Raw genomic sequence first — 25294 nt, 5'->3', positions numbered from 1 at the left:
TTATAGAGCAGTTATAAAGCCACTTATACTCCCAGCGAAATCACGTCGGTAATGCTTTGTCCTTGGTGAACCCGATTGTGGCGCTGCCCCAGGCTATGCTCCTGGTGGTGCTGCTCGATCAGGTCTGCCTTCGTGCGAAATACCTGGGTGATTTTGGTCTGTGTGGCCACGCCGATGGTCTTGCAGAGATCTTTCATCACCGGAAAGGAGATGGCCCACTTGTCTGCATGGGAGGTTTGGGCATTGTTATAGTCCATGATGGCGTACAGCGCCTTTAGCACGCCCGGATCGAGCGATGCATCTTCTGGGGCAGGTTTGGGCTTGATGGCGCTGGGCTTGGCGGCGGTGGGCTTGGTGGCGGTGGGCTTGGTGGCGGTGGGGGCGATCGCCTTCTTGCCACGGGTCGATGAAGCGCGGGACTCAGCTTTTTTCGACACTACAGGCGCGGGTTCGGGTTCAGCAAGCGAGACAGTGGGCACTGCTGGACGTACTATTTCGACCTCCTCAGAGAGGGCTGGCGTAGAGAGGGCTGGCGTGCTGCTGCCGTTTAGCAGCTTGCGGAAGGCTTCAAGCTTTTCTACGGCTGCATCTCGCTCCTGCCGGAGTCGCTGGTTTTCCTGCTGGAGGGCCGCAAGCTGAGCATTGGGCTGGGTTTGTCCCTGTTGCAGCGCTTGCTCTAGCTGCTTCACCTGGTTTTTTAGGGTTTCGATTTCGTTGGTAAACCAGGCCAGCGTTTTGGCCTGGTCTGCCACAATCTTGAGGTCAACGGTGGCGGGTGAAGATTCGGCAGTCTCCTCGGCCGAGTTGACGGGTTCGGAGGCGGGTTGGGCAGACTGAGCGTGCGCCTCGACTGCCTCTGCTGGATCAACGCCCAGCACCAAAAATATTTCTAGAACCTGGTGCAATAGATCTTCAGAACTGCGGTTTTTACCTTTGATGCCGATCTGTTCTGCAACAGCTTTTAGCAGGTTCAAATCCACAATCACGGGCTTTCGGTAGGCACGTCGGGTTTTAGACGGCTTTTCATCAGACTCAGCGGCAGATGGCATTTGGGGTTTGTCAGTGGTCGTCGCAGTCAGTTTGGCAAGCATTTCGGCAGCATTCGTCAGGTCAGTGTGGCTTACTTGGTCTTGGTCGGTCATGATGAAATCGTCTGTCATGATGGGTTTGGAAATCTGGGGATGACGGATGGGATACGAGAGTCTATGGGAGTGGGGCGATCGCCCGCCTTGGTTCTAGCGATCATGCTTCGCAGGCTGAACTGCTTATGGTTAAAGGGTTTCACGGATTGGAGCATCGGCGTGTGCTGCTGTTCAGGGGCAAAAATGGCAGAAGACTGTGAGTAGGGCGCGGCGGCTTTATCCATGCGGCGCGATTTGGCGCGATTTGGCGCAATCTGGCGCGATCGCCCGATCGTCCGCCATCGCGGCGGTTGGGGCAGTGGGCATGAGATACGCTCAACCCACAGCACTCGTCACCTTCGCCTCAAGCTGGCGTGCATTAATCTGGTGTGCATTAATCTGTGCATTAATTTTGACCAGAACCTCAACAGAATAGCTTACTTAGAATAGCTTATTTCTAAAGAAAGCGTGCAAAAATATCTCACCTTTCAGGGAGGAATTGAGATCTAGGCAAATTACCAGTCCAAAATCGCTCTGATAGGTGTCAAATAGGTGTCAAAATTGTCAAAACTTAGGGCACTCAAATCTGAGACGCAAAGGCAGTTCAAGTATACTAGCGCCACGACTTCAGCTTGGTCAGGAGATGCTGCTTTTATCTTATTCCTAACAGCCCGAAACGCCGGAATTTGAGGGCGATCGCCATTTTATAGGACTCAGCGAAAGCAGGTTTCCAGGTTAAATAGATTATCGGTATCAAAGTTCCTGGCATACTCTCGACGCTGCAATCGGGCAGGTTCCGAGCGCAGATAGCGATTGACCAAGGAGCGCCAGGGGCGATCGCCATCGGGCAGAGCCAGACCATAGAAACTGCATTCCAGAGATTCATTGGGCACTAGCCCAAAGTTGCCCGTAGCGTAAAAAGGTTCCGAGAAGACAATTCCGCTGACCGTGGTGTGGATCGGGTTGGGGCCACATTCCAGATGGACAGATCCATTCCGAACCAGGTCAAAGCGATTGTCTGCATTGGACGGCAGCACCACCAGCGCCACCGACATTGATTCCGTCGTCGTAATATAGTCAGCCAGTTGCCTGGCCATGTCAAAGCAAAAGCCCGTCCACTCCGACTGTGGATTAACGTAACCCAGCGGAGCCACCTCAGAGCGAATCCCAATTCTCAGAACGCCCGTTGCGTCTAGATCGTCTAGCACGGAACGACTGGCGGCGACGGGTGAAGAACGGGATGCAAGAGGGCGATCGCCCCCCGGAATTTGCCCTCCGTAGGCAGCGGCCAACTGCGCCGGGGATAAAGATTTAATCAGATAAAGCCGATTTTCGTCGCTGCTGAAGGTCGCCGCTCGCTGGGTCAGCACTTGTCCAAAGGAGGCGGTTAGGTATGGAAGATACTCAGACGATTCGGGGCGATCGCCCAAGTAGGTTTTGAAAAACGCGACGCTGAGGTTGCGGATATAGGAACGCCCGATCGCCCAAGCCGGCCCCCGAATCAGCGCAGGAACCAGTTCTTCATTTTGGGGCGGGCTGGTGGAAAAGTGGGTTCCGGGCACCATGAGTCCCAAATACTGATCGGGGGCATCCATCCAGGCAAACATCGGAATTTGCTCATACACCGAAGGCGCTAAGATATCGCGAGTCCCAGCTAGAATCAGCATCGGAATTTGCACATTGCCAACTCCTGATTGTCCGTACAGCGTTGCCCCCATCGGATATTGAGCAATCCCAGCGCGAATGCGGGGGTCTGTAAAGTCGTAGAGGGTCGGCGGCAAGAAGCGAGCGTGGCATTGCAGCAGAAACGATGGATTGAGCTGGGTTAACCCCTCTGCACAGCGCGGCACAAGCTGAGCCGGGTCGAAGCTGGCCCCTGCCGCTCCCAGAACGGTCATTGCACCCAGAGATTGACCAATAATGCCGACCCGCTGCACGTCAATTTGCCCCTGCCACTGGGGATCGGTCGCATCGAGTTTTTCTAACTCGTCCAGCAGGAAGATGATGTCTTGCTGCCGACTCACATACTCCGTCGGACTCGTCAGGTCGCCCAGCCCACCCGCCAGAAACAGACTGCGATAGGTGTCCGTGGTGCCAATGTGTTCGGGCACTGCAACGGCAAATCCATAGGAGGCCAGGTGTTCGCCATCCACCATGCCATCGCTGAGACGACCACCCCAGCCGTGGGTATAAACGACCAGCGGCGCGGGCGCTGGGGCGTTCTCTGGAATGTAGACATCTACCCGCATGGTGTAGCGTCCAGAGAAACCATCGAGCGTGGTGCGAGTGGCTTGGATGTCAAACGTCAACTGTTCCCGCCGAAACGCATAGGGGCCGGGCTGGCTCAGGTCTGGTAGCTGATCATAGGCAAACTCCGGGTCAGCAGCGGCTTCTTGATTGGAGGCATCCATCACCACTTGAGCGGCCGCATCCTGATATAGAACGACGGTTTTCAAATCTTGCAGAAGCGCCATTAGCGAACTCAGATCGATTCGGATATCTGAGGTAGGATACTGCCGCATCCAGTCGATCCAGGTCCATCCCTCTGGGTGATTGGCAGCAGAGAGGATGAGCGCCGAGCGCACCGCGCGAAATCCATTCAGTCCAGAATCGGTTTGCAGGGTCTTGCCGATGCTCTGCAACACCTGCTCCGCCATTGGAATGTTAAGAACACGCGAAACGAACGCGACATCGGCTTTCATTTCGTGCTGGAGCAGTCGCCGCAGTTGCGCTTGAGAGTCGGCATCCAAAAAGCCCAGAAATAGCCTCAAGTTGCCCGAAGCTTGCCCCGTTTGGGCATAGGTTTCGAGCGCATCGACGGAGATCGAGAGTTGGAGGGGCCCTACGTAGGTCGTGAGCCGCTCTGCGCTGAGGGCTGGCGATGCTCCCAGCAGATTACCCCAAACGCCAATGCCCAGTGCAGCGCAGGTCGATAAGAAACCTGTAGAGAGTGATTGGAGCAGCCTCTCAACGGGTCGCGCGGCGAATTGCTGCAAGGCAGATATTCGAGGAATGAATAGTAGTTGAGACAAGGAACCCATCGGAGGCTGTGGTTTTGAGACGCATAGCCCGGACAGCCACGGTAGGGGGTTGATCCTGACCATTTGCGCCCGACTTCTGCAATAGCTTACAGCATTTCCCTGCGGATCGCCTGCTGTGGAGTCTCTGTGTCTCTGGCCCTAGTCTCCGATGTTGCCAGTTGTTGAGATTGGAGGTGCGATCGCAGCGCGTCTTGGGGAGGATGTAAGTCAAGCACGTTCAAACTGGCAATCCGTTTGACAGGGCACAAAGTAATTTCATGCATCTTCGTTAATCTGAGTCTAGATTTTTATAAATAGAGTCCTAAAATCCCCTGAGTTATATATGAATTGTTATCAGCTTGTCTTATATTTAGTCTGCTCAAAGTCGTCTACTCGAAGTAATCTACTCAAAGTGGTTTGCTCAAGTAGTCTGCTCAAGACCAATTCGCGCCACAGCACTGTGGCAATAAGCGAGATCATTTCTAGACAGAGAGTCCAGATCTAAGCAGTCCTATGCGGTTCATTGAATACGTTCGATCGACCATCCTGCCGTCGAGGTTAGTTCAATTGTTTATTCAATCGGGTCTGCGCTGGAATCAAGACAATTGTCCAGGGATGGCGGCGGCTTTGTCTTATCATGCGCTGTTTGCTATGTTTCCTCTGCTGCTGGTGATGCTGAGTATTATCAGTTCCTTGATCGGGCCAGATACGGAGGCGTTTCGGGCGATCGCCGCAGGGTTGGCGCGGGCCCTGCCGCCCGAAGCGCATGAGCTGGTTAGGGGAACTATCATCACGATGAATGAGAACAGCGTCGGCGCGGGACTGGTAGGCTTTGGGATCTTGCTATTTGCGTCGAGCAGCGTGTTTGGGGTGTTGCGCTATTCGGTAAACTACATCTGGCGATCGGCCGATCCAGACTCCAGCGGGCGGGGTCTGGTGGATTCAGTGCTATTTTTCATTAAAAATCGGCTATTTGCATTTTTGCTAGTGCTAGGAACAGCGCTGTTGCTGCTGGTTTCGCTAGTGTCCAACATTGCGATTCGGATTTTTTTGAATCTGGTCAAGACGCTCCAGGAAACCTTTGAAGTCACTCAGTTTGACGATATCTCGCTGGATCGAGGTCTGCAAACAGGAGTGTCTTTTTTAATATTGGCGATCGCCATTTGTATCCTATTCAAAATCCTGCCCAGCGTGGGCATCCAATGGCGAGATGTCTGGACGGGGGCGCTGCTGACCGCCGTTGCGCTCTTTGCATTACAGCAGTTGGTGGGCAATAGCGTCATCTCAATTGGCGGGCGGTTTCTCTCCTACGGCGTGATCGGCAGCGTGATGATCCTAATGCTGTGGATTTTCTTGACCGTTCAGATTTTCTTCTTTGGCTGTGAGTTTACCTATGTCTATGCCCATTTATTCGGCAGTCGCCGCAGCCGCGCAAAGCATTAGAACGTCACGTTCAAAACGCCCTCAGCATCACCGTTGGGGGTAATATTTTCAAATTAATGATGTCCACCTACTTCAACACACCTCCAAATCTAAAATCTAAAACCCAAAATCCAAAATCCCAGCTAAGCCCATGTCTTCCACGCCTTCCGCCCTCCAGGGTCTCAGCCAATCCGAAGTTCTTGCCCGTCGCGCTGCTGGGCAGGGAAACGATATTCCAGTGCAAACCAGCCGCACCTATTGGGATATCTTGCGCGATAACCTGTTCACTTTTATCAACAGCGTGTATCTGTTCCTGAGCCTGGTGCTGATTGCCCTGGGGCGGGCCAGCGATGTGGTGGTGATTGCCTTTGTGGTGCTGCTCAACGTCGTCATCAACATTATTCAAGAAATTCGCGCCAAGCAAAAGCTAGACAAGATTGCGCTACTGACGCGCCCTTCGGCAACGGTGATTCGAGACGGGCGATCGCAGGAGATTGACCTAGCAGAAATTGTGGTGGGCGATATTTTGGCAATTGGGCCGGGCGACCAGGTGGTGGTGGATGGCGTGATGGTGGGCGACGGCGACATTAAAGTAGACGAATCCCTGCTGACGGGCGAATCGGATCACATCCTCAAGCGGCCCGGCGACCCAGTGTATTCTGGCAGCTTTTGCGTCAGCGGGTCATCTTACTACGAAGCCGAAAAAGTGGGAGCCGCCAGCCTGTCGAGCAAGATGACCGCAGAGGCGCGTCGATTTCGGAAAATCCTCACCCCGCTGCAACGCCGAATTAATCTGATTATTCGCCTGTTGCTGGGTGTGGCGATCGTGCTGGGATTGGTAACGTTTCTGCGAATGCTGCTGGGCGTTACTTCCATTACAGCGGGCATACAAAACTTGGCGGTGCTGGTGGGGCTGGTGCCGATTGGCTTATATCTCATGATTACCCTGGCCTACGCGCTGGGCGCAGTCCGCATTGCGGAACAGAGTGCGCTCGTACAGCAGTCCAACGCTGTAGAGTCTCTGAGTAACGTAGATGTCATGTGTTTGGACAAGACAGGGACTCTAACGGCGAATCGAATCAACCTGCGATCGCTCGAACCCATTGACACCGATCGCGCTGCATTAGAAGAACGCCTAGGAGAATACGCCGCGAGCGCCACTGCGAGTAATAAAACGAATGATGCGATCGCCGCGTTTCTGCCCCGATTGCCGCGTTCTGTCAAGCAAGAAATCCCGTTTTCTTCGGTCTATAAATGGAGTGCGATCGCCTTCGCAGATCAGCCTGGTGTATACGTTCTGGGTGCACCAGAGGTACTGGCAATGGCGATGTCTCTGTCAGAAGATCTGCTCACGCGCATTCAAGAAGGCGCAGATCAGGGATTGCGGGTGCTGCTCTTTGCCCACAGTCCCACGCTTCCCGACTGGTCAGATGCGTCAGATACTCCCGTCTTGCCGCCCGATCTCAGTCCACTAGCGCTGCTATTCTTCGGGGATGAACTGCGATCAGATGCCGAGAAAACCCTGGCAGAGTTTCGTCAGGCAGGCATCCAGGTCAAGGTCATTTCAGGGGATAACCCGGTCACGGTGGCAGCCCTAGCCAAACAGGCAGGCTTGAGCGAGGACATCATCGCCGTATCTGGTCAGGATCTGGCAGAAATGGACGATGCAGCATTCACTCAAACCGCCGAAGAAAGCACGATTTTTGGGCGCATTACCCCAGAGCAAAAGGCGCGTCTGGTGCAGAGCCTCCAGTCTCGCGGGCACTATGTCGCCATGATGGGCGATGGGGTGAATGATGTGCTGTCGCTCAAGCAATCCAACGTCGGCGTTGCAATGGAAAGCGGCAGCCAGGCCACCCGCAGCGTCGCTGACATTGTGCTGCTCAACGACACCTTCAGCGCTTTGCCCAAAATCTTCACGGAAGGACGGCGCATCCGCAACGGAGTGGTGGACATCAGCAAGCTGTTTATGGTTCGGATCTTTTCGTTTATCTTGGCGATCGTGGCCATCGGCATGATTACGCTGTCGTTTCCCTTCAGCATCAAGGCCAGCACAATTGTCACGTTCCTGACGGTGGGTCTGCCGCCCTTTTTTGTAACGCTCTGGGCTCGCCCCACCCGACCCAAAGTGTCGCTGTGGGAATCCTTCCGTCATTTTGTCGTGCCTGCCGCACTCACCCTCTCTTTGGCGAGTATTTTGGTCTATCTCTACTTTTTGGCAGAAAACGTCGGCCCATTGATGGACTGGTTGAGCGGCGCAATTTCGCTAGAAGAGTTGGCACAGCAAATCAATCGCGCACAGATCAGCCAAGCTCAGCAAATCGCAGAATCCGCAATGGTGACAATGCAGGTCTTGGGCGGGCTGCTGTTGCTGCCGTTCCTGAAGCCGCCAACGCCGAGTTGGGCGGGCGGAGAGCCGCTGAGTCGAGACTGGCGCTATACGATTCTGGCAGGATTAGTGCTGTTAATTTACATTGCGATTATTACGGTTCCGCCGCTGCAACGCTTTTTTGAATTGGCTCCTTTGGAACCGCAGGAATATATCGGCATTGGGCTGGTTGCCATCGTGTGGGCACTGATGCTGCGCTTTATCTGGCGACGCAAGCTGATGGAGCGCTTTTTGGGGCTGATTCCGTTTTGATAGGCTGTTCTAACGCGATGTGCAACTTTCAATCTGCCCTCATCCCCCAACCCCTTCTCCCATCCTGGGAAAAAGGGAGAAAGAGAGGCTTGAGGTCCCTCTATCGCTCTGGGCAAGGGCTTAAAGCCTTCGGCATACTAGACAAAGGGTGAGGGGGATCAGCAAAGTTGCACATTACGTTGTTCTAATCAATGATTGGGGTGCGCCAGTCTGGCGGTCAGGTCAATCCGACTCTTTTTGAGCAAAGACTCTTTCTGAGCAACAAGGAAAATGCCGTTTTCATCCTCTGCAAATCTTTCGGTCGATCCAGCAGCGCTGCTGTTCTCCACTGAAAGTCGCTCTGTGGCAGAACGTCGGGCGGAGGGCAAAGCTCTGCGTCAAGTCCTCAAGCGTTCGGCCCACGGCAGCTATAGCCCCGCCGACCTTCGTGAAGACCCGATCGCAATTCTGGAAGCCCAGGCAAAAACTCGCTTATCTGACCTAGTGCCGATTCGCTACGGGCGAATGCTGGCTTCTCCCTTTGCGTTTTTGCGAGGAGCGGCGGCAATCATGATTCGAGATATTGCCCCAGCGCCAACAACGGGCTTGATGGTTCAAGCCTGCGGGGATATGCACCTGTCTAACTTTGGCGTATTTGCCTCGGCAGAACGCAACTTGATCTTTGGCATTAACGATTTTGATGAAACGTATCCGGGAGCTTGGGAATGGGATTTGAAGCGGCTGGTGGCCAGCTTTGTGGTGGCGGGAAGGACGCTGGGAGCCAGTTCAACGCTGTGTGAAGAGGCAGTGCGGGCAGTCGTGCAGTCCTATCGGAAAAATTTGCAGATCTATGCCGAAATGGGGCATCTGGAACTGTGGTACGAAACGATTTCTGAAGATGAGTTGCTTCAGAAGTTGCCCGATGAGCTACGCCAAAAAACCGATCGCCTGTTGACTAAGGCGCGTGAAAGAACCAACTTGCAGACATTAGATAAGATAACAGACTTAATTGATGACCAGCGCCATATTGTGGAGTCGCCGCCTTTGATCGTGCGCCTGGAAAAGACCAGCAGCGGGCGATCGCCCGTAGACGCGATCGCGCTCCTCATGCAGGACTATCTGACCTCCCTGAGTGGCGATCGCCGTTTTTTGCTGTCTCGATATCGAATTGTGGACGGGGCCCGCAAGGTGGTGGGAGTTGGCAGCGTTGGGACTCGATGTTCAGTCATTTATCTGGAAGGCACAGGCGACAATGATCCCCTGTTTCTGCAAATCAAAGAGGCCCAGCCCTCGGTTCTAGCACCCTACGTAGACCCAGTGAATCAAGACCCGCTCTGTCGGCATCGCCTGCCAGATCATCATCAGGGACACCGCGTTGTGATTGGGCAGCGATTGATCCAGGGTGCCCCAGACATTTTTCTAGGATGGGGGACGCTGGATGGCGTTCATTACTACCTCCGCCAACTGCGCGACATGAAAGGTTCCCTCAAGATCGAACCCGGTAAGTTTGCCCCCTCGGCCCTACCCAACTACGGCGTGCTGTGCGGCTGGGCGCTGGCCCTGGCCCATGCCAAATCTGGCGATGCGGCGATGCTGGCGGGCTACGTGGGCAAGAGCGCCGCCCTAGATGACGCGCTGGTTCCCTTTGCCAGCGCCTATGCAGACCAGACAGAACGAGACTATGAGCTGCTAGTGGCGGCAGCGCGACAGGGGCGTATCCCCGTCACCGAGGGCGTTTAGGCAGCAATATGCGGTACCGCGCTTATTATTTGACAGCATGTGTAACCTGTTTTCACCGACTATTTTTCACCGACTATTATGACTTCTGAAACTTACTCTCCACCCGTCAACGTGCTACTTCAGCTTGGGGAAAAGCGCCTGCGCCCACATCACAAGTGGATAGACTATCTCCGAGAGTATGGGTTCACTGAGGCGGATATTCCTGAATTGACTCGAATGGCGATCGATCAGGAATTAAATTGGGCTGAGTCGGATAACCCAGAGTCTTGGGCACCTGTTCATGCGTGGCGGGCACTAGGGCAGCTCAAAGCCGAGGATGCAATTGAGCCGCTGCTCTCAATCTTCAGCGCCATGGAAGAGAATGACTGGTTCAATGAAGAAATGCCCGAAGTCTTTGCGCTGATTGGTTCGGGGGCACTCTCTCCAACTCGGGATTTTTTAGAAAATCCAAAGAATCCTTTCTACTGCCGCTGGACAGCAGCTGACATCCTGGTCAAACTGGGTCAAACCCACCCGGAGATGAGGGCAGCATGTGTGGCGGCTCTGGAAGCGCCGCTTAAGCAGTATGCCAACAACAGCCCAGAGATGAACGGGGTTTTGGTCAATAGCCTGCTGGATCTGGCAGCTCGGGAGTCTGCGCCCATCATCGAGCAGGCCTATGCTGCGAAATGGGTAGACTTTGCGATGTGTGGAGACTGGCTAGATGTGCAGCGTCACTTAGGCTTGCTCTCACCAGCGGAAGTGTATGAGCGTCGGCATCGGGTTGATGCAGAACGGCTGAGGGTGAAAACGTCGAAGCTGCCTGCGTCTCCCTCTAAGGGGTTTGGTGCTGAAACTGCACAGAAGAAGCCGAAAAAGAAGAGTAAGTAAGCTAACTGTTGATTCCCAGCCCTGTGGCGATCGCCCCTCCCTGTCCTATTGGGTCAATATCACAGCGTTCGTAGAAACAGCGCGATCGCTCCTGCGTTATAACCGTGACCGATGTGCGGGCGTAATGTATGACGCTGAAAGCTGTCGGAATAGTGACAGGTGTGGCGAGTGACAGGTGTGGCGAGTGACAGGTGTGGCGGCCGACGCTCTATTTTGTCTCGGTCGCGCCCAAACAGGAAACGCTGCGAATTCCCTAAATATTCGCAAATATTCGCTACACTTTGCTTTCAGGACTGACACACTTGCGATCGGTTTGCTGGATTTTGGACGATATTCTTGCGGGTGCAGCCCACGAGAAATTATCCACCACGGGAAATTGTCCAACTGCATCAGTCCTAGTTTTCTAATCACGTTTGGGGCGATCGCCAATGACGGGTCTTCAGGTCACTGATTTCGGGGCAAATCTTGCAGTTGGAACAGCGGAACCGCTGGAGCCAGCCGTGTATATCGTGGGCGCGGGGCCCGGCGATCCAGAACTGCTGACGCTGAAGGCCTATCGTCTGCTAGCCCAGGCGGACGTGATTTTGGTGGCCGATTCGCTGGTGCCGCAGCAGGTGTTGGGCTGCGTCCGCCCCGATGCGGAGATTGTGCGGACGGCCAACAAAACGCTGGAGGATATTCTGCCGCTGATGGTGGCGCGAGTGCGATCGCACCAATCGGTCGTGCGGCTGCATTCCGGCGACCCCAGCCTCTACAGCGCCATCCACGAACAAATGCACCTGTTGGCAGCAGCGGACATTCCCTTTGAGGTGATTCCGGGCATCAGCGCGTTTCAGGCGGCGGCGGCGCGGCTAAAGGTAGAACTGACGCTGCCTGGCCTGGTGCAAACCATTATCCTGACGCGGATCAGCGGGCGCACCCAGGTTCCCGATGCCGAAAATCTAGCTTCTCTGGCAGCGCACAAAGCCAGCCTGTGCCTCTACCTCAGCGCTCGCCATGTAGAAGCCGCCCAGACCCAACTCATGGAACACTATGCCGCCGATACGCCTGTGGCGATTTGCTTTCGGCTGGGCTGGCCCGATGAGCAGATCTGGCTTACGCCGCTCAGCCAGATGGCGGCAACCACGCAGGAAAAAGACCTGATCCGCACGACGCTATACGTGATTAGTCCGGCGCTGGCGGCGGCAAGGGGTTCTGAGGAAAGCTCCGAAACATCCGTGCGATCGCGCTTGTATAACCCAGAGCATGATCACCTATTTCGGCGATCGCCCTCCAGGAAAGCGATTCAGCCATAGTTCAGCTATCGTAAAGGGTTCGTAGAGCGTCGCAGGAAAAGGGGGAAGCTCAGGAACTCTCAGAACAATTCTCAGAATATTTACTTAAGCACTTTGAACTTTTCCGTAATTTCACAGAAAACCCAATACACTATTTTCAAAGACCAGTAGTGATCCTGAAGGGCAGGCGGTGCGCTCCGTCTGCTCTTTTCTTTTCCGTCAGGATTTAGCCTTCTCTGATGTAGCAAATGCTTCACAGGCAAGCTTATGATTCTGGATTTTGGATTTTGGGATTTTGGATTTGCGATTTTGGATTGCCGGTCAGCGTCCATTGGGCCTCCGCAAGTTCGTCCATAGCGATCCTTTAGTAAGGATGGACACTAGGCCGGCCGGGTCGCCTAGAACAGCATCAGGTCGATGCTGGGTGAAAAGGTCAACCCCGGCTGAAGCTGCATCACCAGCGTTCCGTTAAACGTCAGCGCTCCAGTGGCGCTGCTATAGGCAAACTGGCTCGTTAGCATCGCCCCGGTGCCAAATTTGGAAATTTGGATTTTATCGCCTTCGGCACGAGAGAAATCTTGAATCGTCGCCACGCCGTTAAAGCTGAAAAACGAGAAGGTGTCTGCGCCCACGCCACCCGCCAGCGTGTCGTTGCCGCTGTTGCCGAATAGCACGTCATTTCCCTCGCCGCCGCTGAGGCTGTCGTTGCCCAGCCCGCCGGTCAGGGAGTCGTTGCCCGCGTTGCCCAGCAGCGTGTCGTCGCCGTCGCCGCCGCTGAGGGTATCATCGCCCTCTTGTCCCTCCAAGCGGTCGTTGCCATTGCCACCAAAGATCTCGTCGTTGCCGCCGCCGCCAAACAGCGTATCCTTGCCGTCGCCGCCAAAGATCAGGTCGGCATCCTCGCCGCCAAAAATCAGGTCGTTGCCGTCGCCGCCGCTGAGTTCCTGGTCATTGCCAAAGTTGACTTCCGTTGCGCCGTCAGCCAGGCCGCCATAAATCGTGTCGTTGCCCGCGCCCCCCAGCAAGATATCCTTGCCGTCGCCGCCGATCAGCAAATCTCGCCCCGCCATACCGTCTATGATGTCGTTGCCTGGGCCGCCGTTGAGGGTGTCGTTCCCTGCACCGCCGTTGAGGGTGTCGTTGCCTGCGCCCCCCAGCAAGTTATCTTTGCCCTCTTCGCCAAACAGCGAGTCATTGCCGCCACGACCGCGCAGGGTGTCATTGCCCTCCTGTCCCCGCAGGGTGTCGCTGCCGCTTTTGCCATCTATCGTGTCGTCGCCCTTGCCTGCAAAGATTGCGTCGTCGCCAGCAGACCCCCCGTAGCGATCGCCCTGTTGGCCCAACCGCACCGGCACCACTCCCGCATCCAGCAGAATAATCGTCACTTCCTGCGATGCGGCCCCTTCTGCCAGGCGGATGCTGAAGAGCTGGCTGCCCGCGGCAGGTTCCCGAAACACGTAGGTCGATTTGGCAAAGCCCAGGCCGTCGCCCTCCGACAGCGTAAACACTACCGAGTCGGTGCCGTCGGGTACGCCGTCGTTAAACACTTCAAAGAATACGGGGCCGGCTTCAAACTCGAAGGGAATGCCGCCAGATGCCGTGCCCACCTCTACTGGATCGAGCCAGGTGGGTAAGAAGTCGCTCTGATCCCACGACCGCTCATCGCCCCAGAAAGAAGACTGGTTGCGCTGCCGTCCTCTGCCCTTGGCTTTTTTACTCATAGATCGAACCTCTTGTATGGGCTACCGGAGACGCAGGATGTGGGGAGGGGGTTCCTGCATCCACCGGGTTTGAAATGAAACGTTAGAATCGGGCGATCGCCCACAGCAGGCAGCACCCTGCGTTCTGGGTTAAACATTCTGGGCGAACATTACCTTCTTCAATTCAAACGGGCACTTTTGCGGAATCTTTGAAGCCCTAAAATTTGAAGCCCTAAAAAGGGGCAGAGCTAAACACACTCTGCCCCTCTGGGTTCTATTCCTGCTCAATGATCGACTGAATCAGTTCAGGTCAATTACGCCATTAGCTCACCCGTTTCCTGCAAAGCGTGGAGGCGGTGATAGATGCCGCCGTGGGCGAGGAGTTCCGTATGGCTGCCCACTTCCACAATTTGACCCTGATCTAGCACCACGATCTGATCCGCTTCCCGCACCGTACTCAGGCGGTGGGCGATGATGAGCGTCGTGCGCGTGCCCAGAATGTTTTGCATCGCCAACTGGATCGATCGCTCGGATTCGTAGTCCAGGCTGGAGGTGGCTTCGTCAAACACCAGCACGTCCGGGTTCATCAGCAGGGCGCGGGCAATGCCGAGGCGCTGTCGCTGACCGCCAGAGAGCCGCACACCCCGCTCGCCGACGACGGTGAGATAGCCCTGGGGCAGGGTTTTCACGAATTCGTCCACACGGGCAATGTGGCAGGCTTCGGCGATCGCCTCCTGCGTCACGCGGGGGTTGCCATAGGTCAGATTGTCCATCAGCGTGCCGTTGAACACATCCACCTCTTGGTGAACGATCGCCAGCCGCTTGCGATAGCCCGTGATGTCGAGCGATCGCACGTCCTGACCATCGATCAACACGCGCCCACTGTGCGGCTCGAAATAGCGAAACAGCAGCTTCACCAGGGTCGATTTGCCAGAACCAGAACGACCCACCAGCGCCACCGTCTGACGCGGCTCGATCAGTAGATTGATGTTTTGCAGCACCGGGCGATCGCACTCATAGCCAAAACTCAGGTTTTCAAAATGAACCTTACCTGTGAATTGATAATGGCGCACCGCTGCGGGCGGATCGAGTAAGTTATGGGAATCTTGCCCGTCCGGAGTTTGCATGAACTCGTGAAAGCGGTTCATCGAGGCATAGCGGCGGGCAAACACCTCCGCCACGGTGCAGATCGGTTCCAGTTCTGCATAGGCCATGCTAGACACCGTGAGTGTTGTCACAAAATGCCCCAGCGAGATATTGCCCTGCACCGTCGCCCACAGCGTCAGCGCCAGCACCACAAACACCGACGACTCCACCACCAGCTTTTGCCAGGCAAACAGAGTGACGTAGCCCTTATGAACCCGATAGTCCACCACCTTAAACTCGCGTTCTATCCGCTGTCGCTGCCGCTCTAGCTCGTTTGCTTCCGTCGCAAAGGCTTTCACGGTTTTGATGTTGGTGATGATTTCCGAAGTGCGGCTTTCGGTGTTCTCCATGTATTCATCGAGCCGTTCCTCTTTTTTGATCAGTCGCCGCAGGTTGTGCAGCAGGAAGGCGAGAATCAGCACGAACGAAATCAGGAACAGGATCGCGATGCGCCACTCGATTAGTAGGATGACTCCAAAGATCCCAATCACGCGAACGATCTTGGGAATCAGCTGACCCGCGATTTCGGGATAGGTCCAGGTATGGTTTGCCAACCCCCGCGCGACTCGCCCAGAGATGCGTCCTGGATTGTTTTCGTCATAGAACTCCAGCGGCAGAGAAAGGACTTTGGCGATCGCCCGAATTGTGTGATCACGGCGCGACCTCAGGGCGATGTCCCAATGAAACCAGACCCCCAGCCAGGCCTGAATCGGCGCACGAACCACCGTCACCAAAAAGATCACGCCCAGCAGCACCACCAGCGAGAGCGATCGCCCCACGTCCCAATCGCCCATTGCGCCCACCTGCGCCACAAACCGCTGCAATGGCCCGTCCAGCGGCTGCCCCGACAGCACATTCAGCAGTTGCCCAATGGCATAGGGGACGGCCAGATCTAGCACTTCAAACAGGCTGCTGGCCGTAATGCTAAACACCGAGAGGCCCCAGTATCGTCTGTAGTAATTCAGAATATTGCGAAAACTCTGTGAACTCGCCATCGCGGGAGACCTCCACCCAGATCGGCAGGCGGGGATGTGCCCAAGAGCCTCATCAGAAACTCAGGGGCGATCGCCCTTCTGCACGGTTAGATTACGATTGTAGCACGCTGTAATACAACTGACTGAAGATTCTGCATAGAGGCGCGATTGGCAACTGGCGAACCAGCCACCCCAGACAGCACACCCTAGAACCCCGCGCTGCCGTGGGGTTTGCTCTAGGTCTGCCTCAAATCGCTATCCCAAAATAATATCTAGAGAATATTGAGTGCCCGAAATACACACTGCTGCGCTGAAAACTCCGGATGCTAGGCGCATCCGGAAGAAGCCTCCAGACGGTAGGACAATTTTGTAGACGATAATTTGTAGATGACTTTTAGACGACTTGTAAACGACTTGTAGACGACAAGTGGACAACAAACAGGTTGCAGGGGCAGTCAGTCATCACCCCCGCACAGCCTGTCTAGCGGGGAGCAGACCCAAAGCGATGCTGCGTCAACCGTCTATGCCTGTGTTATGCATCGTGTTACGCATCGTGTTATGCATCGGGATCGGGCGATCGCCCAGCGACCTAGCGAGGCGGATTCGGTTTTTGATAGCTGGTCAGACAGGGTAGAACCGTAAACAAAGAAAGCCAGAGCACCAGGGCACCAACTTCAAACATAGGATGTCTTTAAGGATTAGTTGATGTGAAACAGGGAACAGAGCAGAACCTGAAGCTGGGCAGCGGAGAGCCACAAAGCAAATCACAACATGCACCAACCTGAAACAGGCACAGACCAGACGTAGCCCGGATATCGACACAGACCGGATATCGACCCAAAACAAATTGAACCGCTGGTAGAAACTCCCCATTTGCTGGTCACTGAATCGTCCTCTAGCGTTGCTGTAGAACTGCTTACTTGAGGTCACTGAGCAGTCCTTCAGAAACAGGACTTGTCTCTTCTATTCTTACCATTAATTTCACGGATTCATACCGTCAACATACTGAGTTTCCCAGATCACGGCGGTTCATCCAATCGGGCGATCGCGCTTCATTATTCCTCAAGGTTGACGACAGTTTCTGAGTGGGAATACTACAGGTTAGTGTTTTGGGGGTGGAGCCACTTGGAACCCTGGATTCCGCCTTGAGCTAGCGCTTTCTCAAAACAATCTCAAAACAGTCTCAAAACAAAATGAAGGTTCAGGAAAAAGAGCCTGTGGATCAAAATCCTCCTTTTGAAGGAGATTAAGAAGGAGATAGAGGGAGATAGAGATTGCAGGAGATTTTGAGGAAAGCCTGTTGGCGGGTCATCCATCCGTTGGATTAACACCGCTCGCTTTTACAACCCTGATGCACCCCAACTGATGTTCCAACCCCCACCCTCTTCGCATCAGCCGCGGAGTCATTATCCCTAACCCATTAACCTTCTCATGTCCGCAGAACCCCTTACCGAATTATTACCAGAGCCGCCCACGGGAGCATCCGCCGGATTTGCCGACAACTGGAGCTATCTGAAAACCGAGCTAGGCTGGCTAGAGCGGATGTTGATGGTGGCGGTGGCGCGACAAAAAAAGGAAGCCAAAGAAATCGACCGGGTGGCCCAGTCGCGGGCAGACCGAGTGACGAGCCACTGGTGGCAAGGCGTGATTTCGCTGGACGGCAAGATTTGCTACGACGAATATCGCCAGCCGCCTGCGACGACAGCGGTAACCACACCCCGACCCAGCTATCAGCAGCAGCTTGAAGGACGCATCCGGGCGACGGAGGCCCGCGGCGTTTTGCTGGGGCTGCCGATGTTGTGCGATCGCCTCCAGCTTTCGCTGTTTGAAAAGCAGGTGATTTTGCTGGCGATCGCCCCAGAGGTGAACCGCCGCTACGCCCGTCTATATCGCTTTTTGCAGGGCGAAGAGTCTGCCGTGTCTGACCTGCCCACGGTGAACCTGGCGCTGCAACTGCTGTGTCGCAATGACCAAGAATGGCGGGTCGGGCGATCGCGCCTGCTGGATGACGCACCCCTGCTAAAGTTGGGACTGCTGGAGCGACACCCGCGCAACACCGACACCCTGCTCAACCAATCGCTGCGGCTGGCGGCTCCCCTGGTCAGCTTTTTGCTAGACGAACAGCCCCAGGCGGCGGTGCTGGATCGCCTGCTGCAACCTGCCACCGTCGAGTCATTTTTGACCCTCCGCCGGACGGACGTGCCGTGGGATGCGCTGGTATTGCCAGAATCGCTGATCGAGCGGCTGCGATCGCTCTGTGATCTGGCCAGCGCCGCTGCCGTCTCCCCGACCGCCAGCGGGCCCGTCGCCGTACTGGCTGGGCCCTCGGGGGTCGGCAAAACCCTAGCTGCCGAGGCGATCGCCCACACATTGGGGCAGCCCTTGGCAACGGTCGATCTGTCCCAGGTCAGCCCGGCCGACTTTCCGCTGCTGCTACAAGACATTGAGTCCACCCGTCCGCCGCTGCTGCTGGTGAAATCGGCCCAGCTTTGGCTGCGACGGTCAGCGGCGATCGCCCCCTCGGAAATCTCCCGCCTGCTCTCCCTCCGGCAAGAAGATGGAACGCTGACCCTATTTAGCCTGCCCCACGCCGAGGCGATCGCCCTGCCTTGGCAACGCCAGCTCCGTCCGGTTCTCTCGTTTGCCATGCCCGACGCGGCCCAGCGCTTGCAGATCTGGCAGCAAACAGAACTGTTTCCGCAAAGCAGCCCCATCGACTGGGAGGCGCTGGCCAAGCAGCTTGCCGTATCCGGTGGCGAGATTCGGGCGATCGCCCAGACTGCCCGCCAGCTCCAGCTTGCCAAGGATGCGCCCCTGGCCGAACACTTGCAGCGGGCGATCGCCCTGCGAGGACATTCTCTCTCGCTGCCACTGCGGTCGCGCAGCCGGGGGCGCAAAGTGCAGAAAGAGTCTTAGCAGATTGGCAATCCAAAATCGTCAATCTAAAATCCAAAAGCGGGAAGCCTTCCCCTGTCCCTACGGAAAGAGTCTTAGCAGATTGGCAATCCAAAATCGTCAATCTAAAATCCAAAAGCGGTATTGCCCCCAATGTATTGCCTCAACCCCCGCTGTCCCAAACCCGCCAATCCCCAGAGCCATCGCTTTTGTCAGACCTGTGGGGCGCGGCTGCTGCTGGGCGATCGCTATCGGGCCTATCAACCCCTGGGCAACGGCGAATCGAGCCGCACCTTTTTGGGGCTAGATACCCACCAAATTACCGACAACCGCTGCATTATCAAGCGCTTTCAAAACCAAACTGGCGAAGAACGATTTCGACAAGAAACCGCGCGACTCGACGAACTCAGCAGCCATCCACAAATTCCCGATCTCTATGCCTACTTTGAGCGAGAAGATGCCCAATTTCTGGTGCAGGAATTTGTCGAAGGGCGCAGCCTGTTTCAGGAAATGACCCAGGACGGCAGCTTCGACGAATCCCAAATTCGCGCCCTGCTAGCTGAGATCTTGCCCCTCCTGCAATTTCTCCACGACCACCAGATTATCCATCGAGACATCAAGCCCACAAACCTGATTCGCAAAGGGCAGCCCCCCAGCGGCGGGCAGCAGGCAGAACTCGATGTCACCAGTTGGGCGCTAACAGACGCACCAGAGCTAACGGGCTGGCTGCAACCCTCCAAAATCCAAAATCCAAAATCCAAAATTCAAAATTCAAAATCCCTCGTCTTGGTCGATTTTGGCGCAGCCAAACGCCTCACCCAATCCGCCCTGGCCCGTCCGGGAACCCTCATGGGCAGCGCCGAGTATGCCGCACCAGAGCAACTGATGGGTCAGGCAACCTACGCCAGCGATTTATACAGCCTAGGCGTAACCTGCATTCAGCTTTTGACAGGGCTGAGTCCGTTTGAGCTATTTGACGGCGTGCGGGGGCTGTGGCACTGGCGGTCGGTGGCGGGTACGGTCAGCGACACCCTGGCACAGGTCTTGGACAAAATGTTGGCCACGAGCCTGGGCGATCGCTTTTCTTCGGCCGCTGCGGTGATGGACGTGCTTGGCATTCGGAATCAGGAATCGGGGGTCGGCAGTCCGGGAACCAGGGTCAGCCTGAAACCCGAACCCGAAAGCCACTGGCGCTGTGTGGGGACGCTGGAGGCAGGGGCAGGGGTGAATGCGATCGCCCCCCTCCCTAGTCGAGATCTGCTGTTTAGCGGCGGCAATGACGGGCGACTGGTGGTGTGGGACTGCGATCGCGGCGAGGCGCTGTGGATGTTTGAGGAGCCAGGGGTGGTCGTGACGACGGTGGCGGTGAGTCCCTTGGGCGATACGCTGGCCAGCGGCGGCTTTGACCGCACTATTAAGCTCTGGGACTGGCAGGCCGGCACGCGGACGCGGACGCTGGCGGGCCATACAGACGTAGTGACGGCGATCGCCTTTGCCCCCGATAGCACTCTCTACAGTGCCAGCCGCGACAAAACAATTCGCCAATGGCTGCCCCACACCGGCGAGGCGATCGCCACCTTCAGCAGCCACAAAGCGGCAGTAGAGGCGATCGCCCTCCACCCGCAGCAGCCGATTCTGGTCAGCGGTGGCGCAGAGGGCGCGGTAAAAATTTGGCATACTGGCACGCGAGAACTGCTGCGAACCCTATCGGGGCACGGGGCCCAAGTGAGTGCGATCGCCCTACCGCCAGAGTCGGCTACGGCGCAAAGCAGCACCGTCCTCAGCGGCAGTTGGGATATGTCGCTTAAGCTGCGAAACCTGCACGCGGGCGGGCTGCGCTACAACCTGACCGGCCATCTATTGCCGATTACGGCCCTCTCTTGCAACCCATCCGCCCGCCTGCTGTCTACCGCCAGCCACGACACTACGGTTAAAATCTGGAATCTAGAAACGGGGGCGCTGCAAGCGACTCTCACAGGACACACGGCTGCGGTGGAGAGCGTCGCATTTCTGTCCGAGAAGCGTCTCGCCAGCGCTGGACGAGACGGCACAATCAGGCTCTGGCAGGTATCCTAAGCAAGTTTCAACCACTGAGTAGAAATGAGTAGAAAGACTCATTTAGCTTGGCTAGTAGCTGTGTATTTCCGGGTCAATAAACGATGAATTTTTCAGGAAGCTGGCTGAATCGGCTAAAACCCTGATGTAGCAGGCATCTTAGATTGTTATATTTGAGGGGATTAAGGGGTTTTACCCCTCAAGGCTGACCGTATTTTCCGGACTGCTTAATCTGTGCTTTGTATCTTTTACAGCCAGTCTAAGTGTTTACACGTAAAATATCGACCAACGGGCAGACTCTCAAGAGTTACACCTGCTTAAGCTTTATGTTAGGCTTCACATAATTTCAGGTTAAGTGAATCTAACGAGAAGATTCAGCAGAAACGTAGCTAGCCCCCAGTTCGCTAGCTGAAAATCATAAAAAGGATGTGCATTTATGATTTCAGGAGCTTTGTCATTCGTTGAATCTACCGGAATGAACACCCATTCATCTGCCAAAGACACGACTCATTCTCTCTTCAAAACGATTCCACCAGAGCGAGTTGGAATCGATGGTGAGTATGACTATAACGGACTTGCAAATCGCGTCACGCAAGCGTTGGAACAGCAGTTTAGCTACGAAGAGTTACAACATCTAACGGTGCGCCAGCGAGGAACCGTGGTGATGCTTTCAGGTAAGCTTTCCAGTCAGCAATTGCTTCAGAAAATTCGCTGTGCCTCTCTCAATGTTTCTGGTGCAACGGATGTTGAAATACATGGTGTAGATATCGTGCCACAGTCTGCTTACCAAGGCACTACCCAAGCTAACTGCGCTTAGAGCTTACCTCAATTCCGTCGTTCCAAGCAAATAGCTGTAATCAGATGGCTGCATTACAGAACTATAGCTGTAATCGGACGGCTGAATTACTAGGATGCTGGTGGGCGTAGCCGTAACGCAATCCCTTTGAGGCTTTCGATGCACTGCGCTAGCGCTCACGCATCCTGTTGGTTAGTTACGTGATTATGTCTGATTATGCCTACCGGCTTAGGGACTTCAAGCTCTGCGGATAGGGTCACTAGCTCCAGAATTGATCCAAATCAAAGCCTGAAATTTCTTCCTGAATTTCCTGGAAATAGTTGCTGCGGGTTATCATTTCTACTTCCGTTGCGCGGCGGCTTTGATCGATTTCAATTTGCAGTTCTTCCAGGTGGCGGCGAATCTCTTCTTCCCAGCGCTTTCGCTCAGTAATATCCTGCACAATGCCTTCGTAATAAAGGATATTTCCTTGTGGATCTCGCACGGCTCTGGTGCTTTCCTCCACCCAGATCATCGTCCCATCTTTTTGATAGCTCTGGTAAGTAAACGCTTCAATCTGGTCGGTGATTTCTAGCGCTGTTTTGAAGGTCTGACGACGCTCTGGCTGGACATAGATTTGGGTCGAAATGTCCTTTACTGAATTCACCATATCTTCGGATGAATCATACCCATAGAGGCGGGCCATGGCTGGGTTGACGTTAATATATCGCCCATCGGTTGTGGACTGAAAAATACCCTCGACGGCGTTTTCATAAATGCTGCGATATTTTTCTTCGGCAATGCGAAGCGATTCTTCTACTCGTTTACGAGCAGTGATATCGCGCACCATAATCAGCACTTCATCTTGTCCTAAGACGGCGATACGGACTTCTTCATCCTGCCGTTTGCCATTGACCTCGATTTGCTGTTCGTAGACCTGAAGCCGCCCGGTCGTAAGGGCCTGCTGAATATACTTGAGGCGAGTTTCGGCGATCGCCCTCGGCAGCGAATCCGTCACGTTGGAACCAGGCACAAACTGCTCATTGCCGTAGACTTGCAGCAGGCGATCGCCCCCCACAATGTCGATGTAGGTTCCATCCCCGCTGACCCGCATCAGCAAGTCGGGAATCGCCGTGACGATGGCGCGGTTGGTGGCTTCGCTCTGGCGCAGCGCCTCGAAGGAATCCTTGAGCTGGTGGCTCATGCGGGTAAACGTGTTGGCCAGGGTTTGAATTTCGGTAATCGAGCCGATGGGTTCAACGGGCTGTCCCCAGTTGCCCTCGGCAATACCCGCTGTGGCTTGGGTGACGCGCAGGATCGGGCCGGTGATCCAGCGAGCCGTGAGGATGCTGCCCAGGATCGATGCCCCCAATGCCCCCAGACAGAGCAGCGCTGTGTTGCGTGTGTTGGCATCGATCTGCGCCATAAAGTCTGACTCTGGCACAACAACGACAATCAGCCAGTCTAGCCCGTAGCCGTCGCGAAACGGCACCACTTCAAGAAACTGACGCTGCCCATCGAGCGAAAAATCTAGCCGCTGGGGCTGGGCGATCGCGCTGGCATCAAACCCGCCAAACCGCCGTGTCAGGTAAGTTGCCGTTTCGCGCACCAGCCGATCCTTACTCGCCGTTGCGGGCAATAGCTTAGCATCCTGCCCTTCGCCCTGCATGAGCGGCTCGTCGATGGAGTTGGAAATCAGGTTGCCGCTGCGATCCATGATGAAAGCCTGCCCCGTTTTGCCGATCTGGAGATTCCGCAAAAACATGCGAAACTCTTCTGGCAGCACCACATCCGTCGCGCAAACGCCGATCAGCTTGCGCCCCGCTTTGTCATATACAGGCTGGCTGGCGGTGACGTTGGGCAATCCGGTCGTAAATGCAATGTAGATATCTGTCCAGGTGGGCCGCTCTGCTAGCACTGCGGCCTTGTACCACGGGCGCTGGCGCGAGTCGAAGGGCCGGTCGAGCTGGCGCAGGCGGTAGGTGCGCTCGCCTCGCACGTCCAGGCTGTAATATTCCCGCAAAAAGTTGTTGGACGCATTGCCGTAGGACAGTTGCAGAGAGCCATCTTGGGGCGATCGCAGCACGCCAAAAAACTCCCCCGTTTGGGCGCTACCGCAATAGACAAACGCCACCGTCGGCGCAATCTTCATCTGCTGGTAAAACTGGCTCTCGCCCCGCGACGCATTTTCGATATCCAGATCGCCCAGGGAAAAGGCGCTGGCGTTCAGTCGATTGATTTCGTGAGGCACGGCAAAATAGCCCTGTAGCTCTCGCTCGATGCGGGCGGTCAGTTCTTGCCGGAGCTGGTTTGCCAGATCATTCACCGCCTTTTGCCCATTGCGAAACGAAAGGTAGCCCACCAGCCCCACGACTCCAATAATTTGGGCAACCGAAGCCAAAATTAGCAGATTTCTGAGTGGCAAACTCTTGGGCATTGAACGGATGAGGGTAGGTCTGGAGGAGCGGAAGGATGGCGCTAGGGTGCTGCCATGAAGGCAGGAGAGGGGGTTTTGGGTTTTGGGTTTTGGATTTTGGGGCCGGGGGTGAGATATCCCCTGGTGGGGGGTTTCGCCTATCATAACCCTCGGAAAAGAGAATTAAAGCAGGTGTCGCTGGGCTGGCATGATGAAGCTGGAGGTTGACGGCAAGGAGGCATGAAACGACAACCATGAGACGACGGATGCAATCCAGCACGACCTCAAAATTGAGCATGAAAGACCGAATCACTGAACCAGAGGCGATCGCCCTGCTGGAACAAATGCGGCGAGAGCCGATCGTCACGTCGCTCTGTTCAGAGGCGATCGCCACCAACACCGTGCAACTGGGCACTGGAGATCCGCCGATTTTGCTGCTGCACGGGTTCGACAGTTCCCTCCTAGAGTTTCGGCGGCTGATGCCGCTGCTGGCGGCCCATTTCAACACCTGGGCAATCGACCTGTGGGGATTTGGGTTTACTGAACGGCGACCCGACCTAGATGTTCATACAACAGCACTCCGCACACACTTGCACTATGCCTGGAAAACCCTGATTGGGCAACCTGTGGTGCTAGTGGGGGTGTCGATGGGTGGTGCGGCGGCGATCGACTTTGCGCTGAGCTATCCCGATGCAGTGCGGCGACTGGTGCTGATCGACAGCGCGGGCTATCGCAGCGGCCCCGCCTTTGCCAAACTGCTTCCGATGGCGATCGCCCGACAGGGAGCGCGGTTTTTGGCTCGCCCCACGGTGCGCCAAGACGTAACGCGGCGGGCATTTTACAATTCTCAACTGGCCACCGACAGCGCCTACGCCTGCGGGGCATTGCACCTGGCAGAACCCCACTGGGAAACAGCCCTGGCCCAGTTCACTCGCAGCGGCGGCTACGGTTCATTTCGTTCCCAACTGTCCACGCTCCGCCCGCCCACGCTAATCCTCTGGGGCGACACAGACCGCATATTGGGAACCCGCGACGCGCTAGAACTGGCCCGCAGAATTCCCCACAGCCAGTTGGTCTGGATTCCTCAATGCGGACACCTGCCCCACCTCGAACAGCCCCAGGCGATCGCCGCTGCGATCTACCAGTTTTGCCAGCCCCACGCCTGACAACAGCCCTCCGTCTCAGGAAACTCGCATCACTTCTCACCCCAAAGCCTTAAACTAATCATGAAAACGACGTATCACCAGCTACAAAATGCTCCCCTAA

15 protein-coding genes are annotated in these 25294 nt (G+C 55.6%); 9 read left to right on the top strand and 6 right to left on the bottom strand.

Features of this window, described 5'->3' with window-relative positions; translation table 11 throughout:
• Positions 1-23 precede the first annotated feature (23 nt).
• The 3 genes from HNI00_RS13760 to HNI00_RS13750 all read right to left on the bottom strand — a co-directional run bounded on the left by HNI00_RS13760 (position 24) and on the right by HNI00_RS13750 (position 4117).
• Complete coding sequence (locus tag HNI00_RS13760; protein WP_316787063.1) at positions 24-1160, bottom strand: hypothetical protein; 1137 nt, start codon at positions 1158-1160, stop codon at positions 24-26.
• Positions 1157-1471: a hypothetical protein gene (locus HNI00_RS13755; protein WP_316787061.1), complete on the bottom strand. Its 315-nt coding sequence runs from the start codon at positions 1469-1471 to the stop codon at positions 1157-1159. The genes HNI00_RS13760 and HNI00_RS13755 overlap by 4 nt, the downstream gene beginning before the upstream one ends.
• A gap of 363 nt (positions 1472-1834) precedes the next feature.
• Entirely contained in the window at positions 1835-4117 is a 2283-nt protein-coding gene (locus HNI00_RS13750) for an alpha/beta hydrolase (protein WP_316787059.1), read from the bottom strand.
• A 591-nt stretch (positions 4118-4708) separates the two neighbouring features.
• Here HNI00_RS13750 and HNI00_RS13745 point away from each other — a divergent pair.
• From HNI00_RS13745 to cobM, 5 genes are all read left to right on the top strand, one after another.
• On the top strand, positions 4709-5584 hold the full coding sequence (locus tag HNI00_RS13745; RefSeq protein WP_316787057.1) for a YihY/virulence factor BrkB family protein: 876 nt from the start codon (positions 4709-4711) through the stop codon (positions 5582-5584).
• Between the two features lie 130 nt (positions 5585-5714).
• Positions 5715-8204 carry an HAD-IC family P-type ATPase gene (locus tag HNI00_RS13740; protein WP_316787055.1) on the top strand — a complete coding sequence of 830 codons (2490 nt, stop codon included), beginning with the start codon at positions 5715-5717 and terminating at the stop codon, positions 8202-8204.
• A gap of 270 nt (positions 8205-8474) precedes the next feature.
• Positions 8475-9923 (top strand): DUF2252 domain-containing protein, encoded by a 1449-nt coding sequence (locus tag HNI00_RS13735; RefSeq protein ID WP_316787053.1) that lies wholly within the window; start codon positions 8475-8477, stop codon positions 9921-9923.
• A 111-nt stretch (positions 9924-10034) separates the two neighbouring features.
• Positions 10035-10793, top strand: a complete 759-nt coding sequence (locus HNI00_RS13730) for a DUF1186 domain-containing protein (RefSeq protein WP_316787051.1) — start codon at positions 10035-10037, stop codon at positions 10791-10793.
• A gap of 428 nt (positions 10794-11221) precedes the next feature.
• Positions 11222-12088 carry a precorrin-4 C(11)-methyltransferase gene (gene cobM / locus HNI00_RS13725; protein ID WP_316787049.1) on the top strand — a complete coding sequence of 289 codons (867 nt, stop codon included), beginning with the start codon at positions 11222-11224 and terminating at the stop codon, positions 12086-12088.
• 377 nt (positions 12089-12465) lie between these two features.
• Here the strand turns inward: cobM and HNI00_RS13720 are convergent, their stop codons facing one another.
• The gene (locus tag HNI00_RS13720; RefSeq protein WP_316787048.1) at positions 12466-13788 is read right to left on the bottom strand and encodes a calcium-binding protein; all 1323 of its coding nucleotides are present in this window, start codon (positions 13786-13788) and stop codon (positions 12466-12468) included.
• Positions 13789-14081: 293 nt separating this feature from the next.
• Positions 14082-15908, bottom strand: coding sequence for an ABC transporter ATP-binding protein (locus HNI00_RS13715; protein WP_316787046.1), 1827 nt, complete (start codon positions 15906-15908; stop codon positions 14082-14084).
• A gap of 1410 nt (positions 15909-17318) precedes the next feature.
• Between HNI00_RS13715 and HNI00_RS13710 the strand changes: the two genes are divergently transcribed.
• The 3 genes from HNI00_RS13710 to HNI00_RS13700 all read left to right on the top strand — a co-directional run bounded on the left by HNI00_RS13710 (position 17319) and on the right by HNI00_RS13700 (position 21654).
• Complete coding sequence (locus HNI00_RS13710; protein ID WP_316787044.1) at positions 17319-18803, top strand: AAA family ATPase; 1485 nt, start codon at positions 17319-17321, stop codon at positions 18801-18803.
• Between the two features lie 132 nt (positions 18804-18935).
• Positions 18936-20858 (top strand): serine/threonine-protein kinase, encoded by a 1923-nt coding sequence (locus tag HNI00_RS13705; protein ID WP_316787042.1) that lies wholly within the window; start codon positions 18936-18938, stop codon positions 20856-20858.
• Between the two features lie 415 nt (positions 20859-21273).
• Positions 21274-21654: a hypothetical protein gene (locus HNI00_RS13700; RefSeq protein ID WP_316787039.1), complete on the top strand. Its 381-nt coding sequence runs from the start codon at positions 21274-21276 to the stop codon at positions 21652-21654.
• A 238-nt stretch (positions 21655-21892) separates the two neighbouring features.
• Here the strand turns inward: HNI00_RS13700 and HNI00_RS13695 are convergent, their stop codons facing one another.
• On the bottom strand, positions 21893-24049 hold the full coding sequence (locus tag HNI00_RS13695) for a PAS domain S-box protein (RefSeq protein WP_316787038.1): 2157 nt from the start codon (positions 24047-24049) through the stop codon (positions 21893-21895).
• Positions 24050-24324: 275 nt separating this feature from the next.
• On the opposite strand from HNI00_RS13695, the gene HNI00_RS13690 reads away from it, so the two are divergent.
• On the top strand, positions 24325-25194 hold the full coding sequence (locus HNI00_RS13690) for an alpha/beta fold hydrolase (protein WP_316787036.1): 870 nt from the start codon (positions 24325-24327) through the stop codon (positions 25192-25194).
• Positions 25195-25294: the final 100 nt, after the last annotated feature.

Origin of the sequence: Thermoleptolyngbya oregonensis NK1-22 (assembly GCF_032705245.1) — a bacterium.
Taxonomy (GTDB): Bacteria; Cyanobacteriota; Cyanobacteriia; order Elainellales; family Elainellaceae; genus Thermoleptolyngbya; species Thermoleptolyngbya sichuanensis.
The sequence above is the reverse complement of the archived record's forward strand: the minus strand, read 5'-3'. Positions and strand labels throughout refer to the sequence as shown.